Origin of the sequence: Kosakonia sp. HypNH10 (assembly GCF_029850615.1) — a bacterium.
In the GTDB taxonomy this organism is placed as follows: domain Bacteria; phylum Pseudomonadota; class Gammaproteobacteria; order Enterobacterales; family Enterobacteriaceae; genus Kosakonia; species Kosakonia cowanii.
The window spans coordinates 385630-399647 of sequence record NZ_JAOTIU010000003.1; the positions used below are offsets into that span (position 1 = coordinate 385630).

A 14018-nucleotide genomic window follows, 5' to 3' on the forward strand; every position below is an offset into this window, starting at 1 on the left:
CGCTAGTAATCGATGCCGATCTGCGCTTTTATTCCCGCCTCAAACGCATGTTTCACCGGCCTTAACTCACTTACCGTATCCGCCGCCTCGAGAATATCGCGATGGCAGCCGCGTCCGGTAATGATCACCGTCTGCATCGGCGGGCGGTTTTGCAGGGCGGTTAACACCTTTTCCAGCGGCAAATAGTCATACGCCACCATGTAGGTCAACTCATCCAGCAGCACCATATCCAGCGCCGGGTCGGCCAGCATCCGCTCGGCATGCTGCCAGACTTCAAGGCAGGCGACGGTATCGCTTTCGCGGTTTTGCGTGTCCCAGGTAAAGCCGGTGGCCATCACCTGAAATTCGACGCCCAAAGGTTCAAGTAAGTTACGCTCACCGTTTGGCCAGGTGCCCTTGATAAACTGAATCACACCCACCTTTTTGCCATGCCCGACGGCGCGCGTGGCGGTGCCGAAAGCCGCTGTGGTTTTGCCTTTGCCGTTACCGGTGAAAACAATAACAATCCCGCGCTCATCCTGGGCGGCGGCAACCCGTGCATCGACGCGCTCTTTCACCTTCTGCTGGCGCTGCTGATAACGTTCATCGCTCATTGGGCGATCCCCGGCTTGCGGCCCGGTTGCGCATCGAAGGTCATGCCGGTTTTGCGGCGGCTGTCATCGCCCATCAGCCACAAGTAGAGCGGCATAATGTCGGCCGGGGTTTTAAGCTTCTGCGGATCTTCCGTCGGGAAGGCGCTGGCGCGCATGCTGGTGCGCGTTCCGCCGGGGTTGATGCAGTTGACGCGCAGCCGGTTTTGATACTCTTCCGCCAGCACCTGCATCATCCCTTCGGTGGCAAACTTCGAGGTCGCGTACGCGCCCCAGTTGGCGCGCCCCTGGCGACCGACGCTGGAGGAGGTAAAGACCAGCGAGCCACAGTCCGATTTGAGTAATAAAGGAAGCAGTGCCTGGGTGAGGTAGAACGTGGCGTTAACGTTGACCTGCATCACTTCGTTCCAGACGGCCGGATCCTGCTCGCTCATCGGGCAGATGTCGCCGAGCAGGCCAGCGTTATGCAGCACGCCATCCAGATGGGGTGTGGTGGTTGCGATTTCACTGGCGAGTTGTTGGCAATCTTCGGGGGTGCAGGTTGCCATATCGAGGATAAACCACTGCGCGGCCTGGCCTTCGTCGTTCACCTGCTGCGCGACGCGGCGCAGTTTCTCTTCATTACGACCCAGCAGAATCAGGCTGGCGCCGTGGCGGGCGTAGGTTAATGCCGCCTCTTTTCCAATACCGTCGCTGGCACCGGTGACAAGAATGATGCGACCGTTTAGCAGGTCGCGTTTGGGCTGATAGTGCACTCTGTCTCCTCAGGCCGCAGCCTGTAATCACCTTCACGTGTTGGCTTTATGCCTTAAACGTCCGGCTATTTCAATCGGTGAAGGGGAGAGTTACACACCCTTTACCCTAAGGAGTGCTAAAAAATTCAGCAACATGGCGAAGCGGCCGCACGCCTGGCGCGAGACGCGCCCGCACCCCTCATGTACACTGAGCCGATTATTGAGTGAAGTCACCGAGGTGGTATGCATGGAATTACTCTCTGAATATGGTCTGTTTTTAGCCAAAGTTGCCACCGTGGTGGTGGCGGTGGCGATCGTTATGACGCTTATCATCAATCTGCGTCAGCGCAAACGTCAGCGCGGCGAGCTGAAGATCACCCGCTTAAACGAGCACTATAAAGAGATGCAGGAGGAGATGTCCGTCGGCCTGATGGATACTCACCAGCAGAAGCAGTGGCATAAAGCGCAGAAGAAAAAGCTGAAGGCGGATGCAAAAGCGGCAAAAGCCCAGGCGAAGGCGGGCGTGTCAAAAGAGCCGGTCAAACCGCGCGTCTACGTACTCGACTTTAAAGGCAGCATGGATGCGGGTGAAGTGCACGGTCTGCGCGAAGAGGTAACCGCCGTGCTGAGCGTCGCAACGCCGAACGATCAGGTGTTGCTGCGTCTTGAAAGCCCGGGCGGCGTGGTGCACGGTTACGGTCTGGCGGCCTCGCAGCTGCAACGCCTGCGCGATAAGCAGATCCCGCTCACCGTTGCCGTGGACAAAGTCGCCGCCAGCGGCGGGTACATGATGGCCTGCGTGGCAGATAAAATTGTCGCCGCACCGTTTTCCATCATTGGCTCCATTGGCGTGGTGGCGCAGGTGCCCAACTTCAACCGCTTCCTGAAAAGCAAAGATATTGATATTGAGCTGCATACCGCCGGGCAGTATAAGCGCACGCTGACGCTGCTGGGTGAGAACACGGAAGAGGGGCGGCAGAAGTTTCGTGAGAACCTTAACGAAACTCACGATCTCTTCAAAGGTTTTGTCAGCCAGATGCGGCCGCAGCTTGATATTGAGCAGGTGGCGACCGGCGAGCACTGGTACGGTAGCCAGGCGCTGGAGAAGGGGCTGGTGGATGAAGTCGGCACCAGCGATGAGCTGTTACTGGGCCTGATTCAGGAGCACGAAGCGATTGGCGTGCGTTACCAACAGCGTAAAAAGTTGCTGGAGCGCTTTACCGGTAGCGCAACAGAAAGCGTTGATCATCTGCTGATGCGCTGGTGGCAGCGCGGGCAAAAACCGATGATGTAAACAAAAACGCGAGGCTCAGGCCTCGCGTTCTTTTTTAGTCGATCAGGTGGTACTTTTCAGAAAGTTCATGGGCTAAATATTTGAACATATTGAATACCGCCGTGCTTTTCCCCGTTGGCAACCCTTGCTCATCCAGGTAGTACTCTCCGCTAAACACCAGCACGCCGTTGCGCTGCGTCACACCGGTGGCCTCAATGCCCGCCAGCGTGTCGTCATGATCGCGAATTAGCTGATTCGCCAGCTCAAGCAACGCCTGACGATCGATAGGTTGAGATGTCTCGCTCATTTTCATCCTCCTCAATTTTTGTCGAAGTTTACCGCCAGCAAAGGTGAGGGGCAAATTTTCCCTTGTTTTGTGAGGGGCTTACGGGCTCGTTAACCTGGCGCGATGCGTTTTTGCATGCTAATAAAGTTGCTTAACAAATTTTATCAGGTACAGTGTGACCCTTTCGTCAATCTGGCAACAGAATTGCTTGACATTCGACCGGATTATCGTCTTGCTATACCACGCTGATATGAAAAAGCCTGAAATCTCAGTCACCTGAATGCCTCTATTCACGTGACCGGCAACGCCAAAGGGTTGATATCCCTTGACGCCGCCGCAATAGTGACTGTTTATCAGTGGATGTGACGCAATACGCGACGCATTTCCGGAAGAATACAATAGGTAAAGGTGAATATGGGTAAAGCTCTCGTTATCGTTGAGTCCCCGGCAAAAGCCAAAACGATCAATAAATATCTCGGTAATGACTACGTGGTGAAATCCAGCGTAGGGCATATCCGTGATTTGCCGACCAGTGGCTCAGCACCTAAAAAGAGCGCCGACTCCACCGCCACCAAGCCGGCTAAAAAGCCTAAAAAGGATGAGCGGGGCGCGCTTGTAAACCGCATGGGCATTGACCCGTGGCACAACTGGGACGCGCATTATGAAGTGCTGCCCGGTAAAGAGAAGGTGGTTTCCGAGCTGAAATCCCTCGCTGAAAAAGCTGACCACATCTATCTCGCAACCGACCTTGACCGCGAAGGGGAAGCCATTGCATGGCACCTGCGGGAAGTGATCGGTGGCGATGAGACACGCTACAGCCGTGTCGTGTTTAACGAAATTACCAAGAATGCGATTCGTCAGGCCTTTGAAACGCCTGGCGAGCTGAATATCGACCGTGTGAATGCCCAACAGGCGCGCCGCTTTATGGACCGCGTGGTGGGTTATATGGTCTCGCCGCTGCTGTGGAAGAAGATCGCGCGTGGTTTGTCCGCCGGTCGTGTGCAGTCCGTCGCCGTTCGCCTGGTGGTAGAGCGCGAGCGCGAGATCAAAGCGTTTGTTCCGGAAGAGTTCTGGGAAATTGACGCCGCAACGACAACGCCAGGCGGTGATACTCTGCCGTTGCAGGTGACCCACGAAGGGGATAAAGCCTTTCGTCCGGTCAACCGTGAGCAGACGATGGCGGCGGTCAGCCTGCTGGAAAAAGCGCGCTATACCGTTATCGATCGCGAAGATAAGCCAACCAGCAGCAAGCCTGGCGCGCCGTTTATCACCTCCACGTTGCAGCAGGCCGCCAGTACGCGCCTTGGCTACGGCGTGAAGAAAACCATGATGATGGCCCAGCGCTTGTATGAAGCGGGTTACATCACCTATATGCGTACCGACTCCACCAACCTGAGCCAGGACGCGGTCAGCATGGTACGCAGCTATATCGGCGATAATTTTGGTAAGAAATACCTGCCAGAAAACGCCAACCAGTACGCCAGCAAAGAGAACTCGCAGGAAGCGCACGAAGCGATCCGTCCTTCCGATGTGAGTGTGCTGGCCGAATCGTTAAAAGATATGGAAGCGGACGCGCAGAAGCTCTATCAGCTGATCTGGCGCCAGTTCGTTGCCTGTCAGATGACACCGGCGAAATATGACTCCACCACGCTCACCGTCGGCGCGGGCGATTTCCGCCTGAAAGCGCGCGGACGTATCCTGCGTTTCGATGGCTGGACGAAAGTGATGCCTGCGCTGCGTAAGGGCGATGAAGATCGCACCCTGCCGGCGGTTAATAAAGGTGATGAGCTGACGCTGGTTGAACTGACACCTGCCCAGCACTTTACTAAACCGCCTGCGCGCTTCAGTGAAGCATCGCTGGTGAAAGAGCTGGAAAAACGCGGCATCGGCCGTCCGTCTACCTATGCGTCGATCATCTCGACCATTCAGGATCGTGGCTATGTGCGCGTGGAAAACCGCCGCTTCTACGCGGAAAAAATGGGTGAAATCGTAACCGATCGTCTGGAAGAGAACTTCCGCGAGTTGATGAACTACGACTTTACCGCGCAGATGGAAGATAGCCTCGACCGCGTCGCCAACCACGAAGCTGAATGGCGCAGCGTGCTGGACAGCTTCTTTGGCGATTTTTCGCGTCAGCTGGAGCAGGCTGAGCAGGATCCGGAAGAAGGCGGCATGCGCCCGAACCAGATGGTGCTGACCAGCATCGACTGCCCGACCTGCGGTCGCAAGATGGGTATTCGTACCGCCAGCACCGGCGTATTCCTGGGCTGTTCAGGTTATGCGCTGCCGCCGAAAGAGCGCTGCAAAACCACCATCAACCTGATCCCGGAAAATGAAGTACTCAACGTGCTGGAAGGCGACGACGCCGAAACCAACGCGCTACGTGCCAAACGCCGCTGCCAGAAGTGCGGCACGGCGATGGACAGCTACCTGATCGATCCGAAACGCAAGCTGCATGTCTGCGGTAATAACCCGACCTGTGACGGCTACGAGATCGAAGAGGGCGAGTTCCGCATCAAGGGCTATGATGGTCCGATCGTTGAGTGTGAAAAGTGTGGTTCTGAAATGCACCTGAAGATGGGGCGTTTCGGCAAATACATGGCCTGTACCAACGACGACTGTAAAAACACGCGTAAGATCCTGCGCAATGGTGAAGTCGCGCCGCCGAAAGAAGATCCGGTGCCGCTGCCTGAGTTGCCGTGCGAGAAATCAGACGCCTATTTCGTGCTGCGTGACGGTGCGGCGGGTGTCTTCCTCGCGGCCAACACCTTCCCGAAATCGCGCGAAACCCGCGCGCCGCTGGTGGAAGAGCTCTATCGCTTCCGCGATCGCCTGCCGGAGAAGCTGCGCTATCTGGCTGATGCGCCGCAGGAAGATCCGAACGGCAATAAAACCATCGTGCGTTTTAGCCGTAAAACCAAGCAGCAGTACGTCGCCTCTGAGAAAGAGGGGAAAGCAACCGGCTGGTCCGCTTTCTATATCGACAACAAATGGACTGAAGCGAAAAAGTAATCGCTATCAAGCACCTAGCGAGAAGGGCCGGATAATCCGGCCCTTTTTTATTATCTGTTATTATTCTTAGTTCCTCGCTATACACAGAAGCTATAAATGATATAGTGGTTATAGTTTTTCTCTTTTTTATTATCAAATCGTCTTAAGCGCTCGCCGCTTGCCTCATTCGGATGGTCTGTCATGAAACTACAGCAGCTTCGCTATATTGTTGAGGTGGTCAACCACAACCTCAACGTCTCCTCTACGGCCGAAGGCCTCTATACCTCGCAGCCTGGCATCAGCAAACAGGTGCGGATGCTTGAGGATGAACTCGGTATTCAAATCTTCGCCCGTAGCGGAAAGCATCTTACGCAGGTGACGCCAGCCGGGCAGGAGATTATCCGCATTGCACGGGAAGTGTTGTCCAAAGTGGAGGCCATTAAATCGGTGGCAGGGGAACACACCTGGCCGGATAAGGGGTCACTCTACGTCGCGACTACCCATACCCAGGCGCGCTATGCGCTGCCAAATGTGATTAAAGGCTTTATTGAGCGCTATCCGCGCGTCTCGTTGCATATGCATCAGGGATCGCCGACGCAGATCGCTGAGGCGGTCTCCAAAGGCAATGCTGACTTTGCCATTGCCACCGAAGCGCTGCATCTCTATGACGACCTGGTGATGCTGCCGTGCTATCACTGGAACCGCTCGATTGTGGTGACGCCGGATCATCCGCTGGCGGCCAAGCAGTCCGTATCGATTGAGGAGCTGGCGCAGTATCCGCTGGTGACCTATACATTTGGTTTCACTGGTCGCTCGGAGCTGGATACCGCATTCAATCGTGCCGGGTTAACGCCGCGCATTGTCTTTACCGCGACAGACGCCGATGTGATTAAAACCTATGTCCGCCTCGGTTTAGGCGTAGGGGTGATTGCCAGCATGGCGGTCGATCCCGTATCAGACCCGGATCTGGTGAAACTTGATGCTGATGGTGTTTTTAGCCACAGCACGACCAAGATAGGCTTTCGTCGCAGCACCTTCCTGCGCAGCTATATGTATGATTTTATTCAGCGCTTTGCGCCGCATTTAACGCGCGATGTGGTCGATGCCGCCGTAGCGTTACGATCCAATGACGACATCGAAGCGATGTTTAAAGATATTAAGCTGCCGCAAAAATAATACCGACGGGTATCTTATCGCCCGAAAAGATACCCATAATGCCGTCTAAACCTAAATTAGAATTATCATCAACTCTGATAAAATCCTTTCGCAGAGTGATTGACGTCACATTTCAAATCCGCACCGTCTCTATTTTGCGACAAACATAGAAACTAAATAGCAACTCTGCAAATCCATTACTTCAATTATTTATTTGTTGTCAAAAGATTAAATATTTCTTTGGAAATGGTGAGTAAATTCACTGGATTTTCCGCTAAAGTTCTTTTAGGATTTGTCTCATCCCATGATTACTAATACCGATTGTTGGTGCACAGAATGATAAGCGATGTCGATTGTACGAGGTTAGCAATGCCAACAGGAAGTGAAGAGCCGCAAAGGGACCCTGAGCTGAAGCGTAAAGCCTGGCTGGCGGTATTTCTTGGCTCTGCCTTGTTCTGGGCAGTGGTTGCGTTACTGGTCTGGAAATTTTGGGGGTAAAATGGCGATAGCAGGTCGATACGAACCCGTTAAGCGAGTGTGTCAGCTTCATGACACGCCACCAAAAGCAAAAAGCAAAACTGTGACCGCTCTCCCGGCCTCCTGGAAGCTGACGCCGCAGCAGAAAGCGTTTATTGACGCCTTTGCTGAAGACGACATTAAAAAACAATAAATATACCAGCAAGATCAATGTGGGGAATTATCCCGCTATTCATTGACGTGCTCTTTTGTACTCTTTAAATAATACGCAGCATAGATGAATTGAGTAAAAACTCAGTTTCGATGAATAGATTCAAGGGGTAAATTTTTATGATTAATAACCTTGGTATGAAATATTGGTCATGGCTCACAGCGTTCTCGGTTTCCGCCCTCATCTGGGGTGAACTGGTCTGGCTGGCCCTGCAGTAACGAATTGAAAAACCTCGCGTCGGCGGGGTTTTTTATTATCTCCGCCTTATCCCCGCCCGTAAGATTTTCCCTTTTGTAGCAATTTGGGGTGTTATCAAAACGTTACGATATGTTTGTGTTATCTTTAATACAGACCCTGATAAGCATCAGGGTAAAGCTATCCCTGTAATAAAGGAGGAGCACATGTCGTCGACCCTACGCGAAGCCAGTAAGGACACGTTGCAGGCAGAGAACAAAACGTACCACTACTACAGCTTGCCGCTGGCTGCGAAACAACTTGGGGATATTTCGCGCTTACCCAAGTCCCTGAAAGTGTTACTTGAGAACCTGCTGCGCTGGCAGGATGGTGAATCCGTCACCGAAGAGGATATCCAGGCGCTGGCCGGCTGGCTGAAAAACGCCCATGCCGACCGGGAGATCGCCTATCGTCCGGCCAGGGTATTGATGCAGGATTTTACCGGCGTACCGGCCGTTGTTGACCTCGCCGCCATGCGCGAAGCGGTTAAACGCCTCGGCGGCGATACCGCCAAAGTGAACCCGCTCTCACCGGTCGATCTGGTGATTGACCACTCCGTCACCGTGGACCATTTCGGTGACGATGACGCGTTTGAAGAGAACGTGCGTCTGGAGATGGAGCGCAACCACGAGCGTTACGCCTTCTTACGCTGGGGCCAGCAAGCCTTTAGCCGCTTCAGCGTCGTGCCGCCGGGCACCGGCATTTGCCACCAGGTCAACCTCGAGTATCTGGGCAAAGCGGTATGGAGCGAGTTGCAGAATAAAGAGTGGATTGCCTATCCGGATACGCTGGTCGGCACCGACTCGCACACCACCATGATCAATGGACTCGGCGTGCTGGGCTGGGGCGTCGGCGGGATTGAGGCCGAAGCCGCTATGCTCGGTCAACCCGTATCAATGCTGATCCCCGATGTGGTCGGTTTCAAACTGACCGGCAAACTGGGCGAAGGCATCACCGCGACGGATCTCGTCCTGACCGTAACGCAGATGCTGCGTAAACACGGTGTGGTTGGGAAGTTTGTCGAATTTTACGGCGACGGGCTGGACTCGCTGCCGCTGGCCGACCGTGCAACCATCGCCAATATGGCACCAGAGTATGGCGCAACCTGCGGCTTCTTCCCGATTGACAGCGTTACGCTCGGCTATATGCAGTTGAGCGGCCGTAGCGAAGAGCAGGTCGCGCTGGTTGAAGCCTACGCGAAAGCGCAGGGGATGTGGCGTAATCCGGGCGATGAACCGGTCTTCACCAGCACGCTGGCGCTCGATATGGGCGAGGTCGAGGCGAGCATCGCCGGGCCGAAACGCCCGCAGGATCGTGTTACCCTTAATGAAGTACCAAAAGCTTTTGCCGCCAGCAACGAGCTGGAACTTAACACCGCGCAGAAAGATCGCAAACCGGTGGGCTATGTTCACAAAGGCCATCAGTATGAGCTGCCGGACGGGGCGGTGGTGATCGCCGCAATTACCTCCTGTACCAACACCTCTAACCCGAGCGTATTGATGGCGGCCGGCCTGCTGGCGAAAAAAGCCGTGACTCTCGGGCTGAAACGCCAGCCGTGGGTGAAAGCGTCGCTGGCACCGGGATCGAAAGTGGTCTCCGACTACTTGGCGCAGGCGCGTTTAACGCCATATCTCGATGAGCTGGGCTTTAACCTTGTCGGTTACGGCTGTACAACCTGTATCGGTAACTCCGGGCCGTTGCCGGAACCTATCGAGCAGGCGATTCGCGAAGGCGACCTGACCGTGGGCGCAGTGCTGTCGGGTAACCGTAACTTCGAAGGGCGTATCCACCCGCTGGTGAAAACCAACTGGCTGGCCTCGCCGCCGCTGGTTGTCGCCTATGCGCTGGCCGGGAATATGAATATCAACCTTGCCACCGAGCCGCTCGGGGTCGATCGCAAAGGCGACCCGGTCTACCTGAAAGATATCTGGCCATCGAGCGCCGAGATTGCGCGCGCAGTTGAGCAGGTATCAACGGATATGTTCCGCAAAGAGTATGCGGAGGTGTTTGAAGGCACCGACGAGTGGAAATCGATCGAGGTTGAGCGTTCCGATACCTATAGCTGGCAGGATGACTCCACCTATATCCGTCTGTCGCCCTTCTTTGACGAGATGCTGGCGGAGCCGAAACCGGTTGAGGATATCCACGGGGCGCGCATCCTTGCGATGCTGGGTGATTCAGTGACTACTGACCATATCTCACCGGCGGGCAGTATCAAAGCGGACAGCCCGGCAGGGCGTTATCTGCAAAGCCATGGCGTGGAGCGGGGTGATTTCAACTCCTACGGTTCCCGTCGCGGCAACCATGAAGTGATGATGCGCGGTACCTTTGCCAACATCCGCATTCGCAATGAGATGGTTCCGGGCGTGGAGGGCGGCATGACGCGCCATCTGCCGGGTAGTGAAGTGATCTCTATCTATGACGCAGCGATGCGTTATCAGCAAGAGGGCACGCCGTTGGCGGTGATTGCCGGGAAAGAGTATGGCTCCGGTTCAAGCCGCGACTGGGCAGCGAAAGGTCCGCGTCTGCTTGGCATTCGTGTGGTAATTGCCGAATCCTTCGAACGTATTCACCGCTCGAATCTGATTGGCATGGGGATCCTGCCGCTGGAGTTCCCGCAGGGCGTCACGCGTAAGACGCTGGGACTGACCGGGGAGGAGCGGCTGGATGTTGCCAATCTGCAAAATATCAAACCGGGTGGTGAACTGCCGGTGACCTTAACGCGCGCCGACGGCACGCAAGAGGTGATTCCGTGCCGCTGCCGTATTGATACCTCGACAGAGCTGACGTACTACCGTAACGACGGTATCCTGCACTATGTGATCCGCAATATGCTCAACTAAACAAAAAGGCCTGCTTGTGCAGGCCTTTTTTTATTACTTCAGCAGATGTCCCATCTTTTCCGCTTTCGTATCGAGATAGTGCTCGTTCTCCGGATTGCGCCCGACAATCAGCGGCACGCGCTCAACGATATTGATCCCGGCTTCGGTCAGAATCTCGACTTTCTTCGGGTTATTGGTCAGCAGACGCACTTCATCTACAGCCAGCAGTTTGAACATATCGGCGCAGAGGGTGAAGTCACGCTCGTCGGCGGCAAAACCAAGCTGATGGTTGGCTTCGACGGTGTCATAACCCTGATCCTGCAGCGCATAGGCGCGGATCTTATTCAGCAAGCCAATGTTACGGCCCTCCTGGCGATGATAGAGCAGGACACCGCGGCCCTCTTCGGCAATGTGGTTGAGCGCTGCTTCAAGCTGGAAGCCGCAGTCGCAGCGCAGGCTGAACAATGCATCGCCGGTTAAACACTCGGAGTGTACACGTGCGAGAACGGGCAACTGCCCGGAAATATCACCATAGACCAGGGCCACATGATCCTGTCCGGTCGCCAGTTCTTCAAAACCCACCATCAGGAAGTCGCCCCATGGGGTTGGCAGTTTGGCTTCTGCCACACGTTTAAGTTGCATGTGAATCTCCGGATTATTTGGGCGCAGCGCGCACCGTTAACCTGTAAGTTTTCTGAATCGCGCCATTTTGCCACAAGCTGCCTGACGACGCCTACATCTGCGCGGTGAATACCGCATAAACGCACAAATGCGCCGTTTCAGCGAAACTGTCATTTTTCGGTTATGATTGTGTCACTTACGCACAAGGAGATGAGATGCTGTCGATAGCTAAGCGAACAACCGCCGGTGCGGCGATTTTATTAATTATGCCGCTGGCTGTCTGGATCTCCGGCTGGCACTGGGAGCCCGGGCAAAACCACTGGTGGCTGCGCGTACTCTTCTGGATGACCGAAACGGTGACGCAACCCTGGGGCATTATTACGCACGTGGTGCTCTGCGCCTGGTTCCTGTGGTGCTTACGTTTTCGCCTCAAAGCCGCATTGATGCTCTTTGTTATCCTCGGCTGCGCCATTGTTGCCGGGCAGGGGGTGAAATCCTTCGTCAAAGGGCAAGTGCAGGAGCCGCGCCCCTTCGTCTTATGGCTGGAAAAAGAGCACGCTATCCCAACCGATCAGTTCTATAGCCTGAAGCGCAAAGAGCGCGGCGCACTGGTAAAAGAGCAGCTCGTCAATCAGCATGATATTCCTGGTTTTTTACGCCACCACTGGCAAAAAGAGACCGGGTTTGCCTTCCCGTCCGGGCACACGATGTTTGCCGCTAGCTGGGCGTTGCTTGGCGTCGGGCTGCTGTGGCCGCGCAGAAGGACCTGGACTATCGTGATTTTGCTCGCCTGGGCGACGAGTGTGATGGGTAGCCGTTTGTTACTCGGCATGCACTGGCCGCGGGATTTAGCCGTCGCGACGCTTATCTCCTGGATTCTGGTTACGCTGGCGACATGGCTGGCGCAGCGCATCTGCGGGCCGCTCACGCCGCCAGCGGAAGAGGTGCCGGAGATCGTTGAGCGTGACAGCGAGACTTGATTTCCATCATTTTGGCCGCAAATCAGAAATTAACATTATGCGTCCCCATTTCGCGGCGGGCGCTAAAATGGTAGTTTATAAGGCTTGTGGCAGTCAGTTGCACATAAATTCATCGCACGAACCACATAACGGGATGTAATGTGAAATATTTACTCATTTTTCTACTGGTGTTAGCGATTTTTGTCGTGTCGATTACGCTTGGTGCGCAAAACGATCAGCAAGTCACGTTTAATTATCTCCTCGCACAGGGTGAATATCGCATCTCTACGCTGCTGGCCGTGCTGTTTGCTACCGGCTTCGCGATCGGCTGGCTGATTTGCGGTCTCTTCTGGTTACGCGTTCGCGTCTCTCTCGCACGTGCAGAACGTAAAATCAAACGCCTCGAGCAGCAGATTGCTCCCGCCGCGGACGTTCCGGTTACGCCCGGCACGCCGGCGGTGAAGGAATAATATTTTATGCTGGAGTTGCTGTTTCTGTTGTTGCCTGTCGCAGCGGCCTATGGCTGGTATATGGGGCGCAGAAATGCTCAACAAACTAAACAGGATGAGGCTAACCGCTTGTCGCGTGAATACGTGGCCGGGGTTAACCTTTTACTGAGCAATCAGCAGGATAAAGCGGTCGATCTCTTTCTCGATATGTTGAAAGAGGATACCGGCACGGTTGAGGCGCATCTTACTCTCGGGAATCTGTTCCGTTCGCGCGGCGAAGTTGACCGCGCTATCCGCATCCATCAAACCCTGATGGAGAGCGCCTCCCTCTCTTACGATCAGCGCCTGTTAGCGGTGCAGCAGCTTGGCCGCGATTATATGGCGGCCGGGATGTACGATCGCGCCGAAGATATGTTTAACCAACTGGTGGATGAGACCGATTTTCGCGTCAGCGCGCTGCAACAGTTGCTGCAAATCTACCAGGCGACCAGCGAATGGCAGAAAGCGATCGACGTCGCCGAGCGGCTGGTGAAGCTCGGTAAAGATAAGCAGCGCGGTGAAATCGCCCACTTCTACTGCGAGCTCGCGCTACAGCAGATGGGCAATGAGGATATGGATCGCGCCATGGCGCTGCTGAAGAAGGGCGCAGCGGCCGATCGCGACAGCGCGCGCGTCTCCATCATGATGGGGCGCGTCTTTATGGCCAGCGGCGATTACGCAAAAGCGGTAGAGAGCCTGCTGAAGGTGATCGATCAGGATAAAGACCTGGTCAGCGAAACGCTGGAGATGCTGCAAACCTGCTATCTGCAATTGGGTAAAACCGATGAGTGGGCGGATTTCCTGCAGCGTTGCGTCGAGGAGAATACCGGTGCTGCCGCCGAGCTGATGCTGGCGGAGATTGTTGAGCGTCGCGAAGGGGCGGATGCCGCGCAAGGGTACGTCACGCGCCAGCTGCAACGCCATCCGACCATGCGTGTGTTCCATAAACTGATGGACTACCACCTCAACGAAGCGGAAGAGGGGCGCGCGAAAGAGAGCCTGATGGTGCTGCGCGAAATGGTTGGCGAGCAGGTACGCAGCAAGCCGCGTTATCGCTGCCATAAGTGCGGTTTTACGGCCTATACCATGTACTGGCACTGCCCATCCTGCCGCGCCTGGTCGACGGTTAAACCGATTCGCGGTCTCGACGGGCAGTGATTTTTTAAAAGCCCTCATT

At 55.1% G+C, this 14018-nt stretch carries 13 protein-coding genes; 9 read left to right on the forward strand and 4 right to left on the reverse strand.

The window, feature by feature from the left end:
- Positions 1 to 2: 2 nt before the first annotated feature.
- Both cobO and N7V53_RS11255 read right to left on the reverse strand, forming a co-directional pair.
- Complete coding sequence (cobO, locus tag N7V53_RS11250) at positions 3 to 593, reverse strand: cob(I)yrinic acid a,c-diamide adenosyltransferase (RefSeq protein WP_279793409.1); 591 nt, start codon at positions 591 to 593, stop codon at positions 3 to 5.
- Positions 590 to 1345: a YciK family oxidoreductase gene (locus N7V53_RS11255; protein WP_124968206.1), complete on the reverse strand. Its 756-nt coding sequence runs from the start codon at positions 1343 to 1345 to the stop codon at positions 590 to 592. Before N7V53_RS11255 ends, cobO begins: the two co-directional genes overlap by 4 nt.
- Positions 1346 to 1571: 226 nt before the next feature.
- On the opposite strand from N7V53_RS11255, the gene sohB reads away from it, so the two are divergent.
- Positions 1572 to 2618 (forward strand): protease SohB, encoded by a 1047-nt coding sequence (gene sohB / locus N7V53_RS11260; protein ID WP_279793410.1) that lies wholly within the window; start codon positions 1572 to 1574, stop codon positions 2616 to 2618.
- A gap of 34 nt (positions 2619 to 2652) precedes the next feature.
- Here sohB and N7V53_RS11265 read toward each other — a convergent pair whose 3' ends face one another.
- Entirely contained in the window at positions 2653 to 2904 is a 252-nt protein-coding gene (locus N7V53_RS11265; protein WP_124968208.1) for a YciN family protein, read from the reverse strand.
- Between the two features lie 393 nt (positions 2905 to 3297).
- Between N7V53_RS11265 and topA the strand changes: the two genes are divergently transcribed.
- The 5 genes from topA (at position 3298) to acnA (ending at position 10794) form a co-directional block, all read left to right on the forward strand.
- On the forward strand, positions 3298 to 5895 hold the full coding sequence (gene topA, locus N7V53_RS11270) for a type I DNA topoisomerase (protein ID WP_094419788.1): 2598 nt from the start codon (positions 3298 to 3300) through the stop codon (positions 5893 to 5895).
- 180 nt (positions 5896 to 6075) lie between these two features.
- Positions 6076 to 7050, forward strand: a complete 975-nt coding sequence (cysB, locus tag N7V53_RS11275; RefSeq protein ID WP_023478728.1) for an HTH-type transcriptional regulator CysB — start codon at positions 6076 to 6078, stop codon at positions 7048 to 7050.
- 315 nt (positions 7051 to 7365) lie between these two features.
- Positions 7366 to 7527, forward strand: coding sequence for a YmiA family putative membrane protein (locus N7V53_RS11280; RefSeq protein ID WP_076769923.1), 162 nt, complete (start codon positions 7366 to 7368; stop codon positions 7525 to 7527).
- A 309-nt stretch (positions 7528 to 7836) separates the two neighbouring features.
- Positions 7837 to 7935 carry a small membrane protein YmiC gene (ymiC, locus tag N7V53_RS11285; protein ID WP_225975715.1) on the forward strand — a complete coding sequence of 33 codons (99 nt, stop codon included), beginning with the start codon at positions 7837 to 7839 and terminating at the stop codon, positions 7933 to 7935.
- 183 nt (positions 7936 to 8118) lie between these two features.
- Positions 8119 to 10794: an aconitate hydratase AcnA gene (gene acnA, locus N7V53_RS11290; RefSeq protein WP_279793411.1), complete on the forward strand. Its 2676-nt coding sequence runs from the start codon at positions 8119 to 8121 to the stop codon at positions 10792 to 10794.
- A gap of 33 nt (positions 10795 to 10827) precedes the next feature.
- Here the strand turns inward: acnA and ribA are convergent, their stop codons facing one another.
- Positions 10828 to 11415 carry a GTP cyclohydrolase II gene (ribA, locus tag N7V53_RS11295; RefSeq protein WP_023478838.1) on the reverse strand — a complete coding sequence of 196 codons (588 nt, stop codon included), beginning with the start codon at positions 11413 to 11415 and terminating at the stop codon, positions 10828 to 10830.
- 194 nt (positions 11416 to 11609) lie between these two features.
- Between ribA and pgpB the strand changes: the two genes are divergently transcribed.
- The 3 genes from pgpB (at position 11610) to lapB (ending at position 13999) form a co-directional block, all read left to right on the forward strand.
- On the forward strand, positions 11610 to 12374 hold the full coding sequence (pgpB, locus tag N7V53_RS11300; protein WP_279793412.1) for a phosphatidylglycerophosphatase B: 765 nt from the start codon (positions 11610 to 11612) through the stop codon (positions 12372 to 12374).
- Between the two features lie 140 nt (positions 12375 to 12514).
- Entirely contained in the window at positions 12515 to 12823 is a 309-nt protein-coding gene (locus N7V53_RS11305; RefSeq protein ID WP_023478720.1) for a LapA family protein, read from the forward strand.
- Positions 12824 to 12829: 6 nt separating this feature from the next.
- The gene (gene lapB / locus N7V53_RS11310) at positions 12830 to 13999 is read left to right on the forward strand and encodes a lipopolysaccharide assembly protein LapB (RefSeq protein WP_023478853.1); all 1170 of its coding nucleotides are present in this window, start codon (positions 12830 to 12832) and stop codon (positions 13997 to 13999) included.
- The last annotated feature ends 19 nt before the right edge of the window (positions 14000 to 14018 follow it).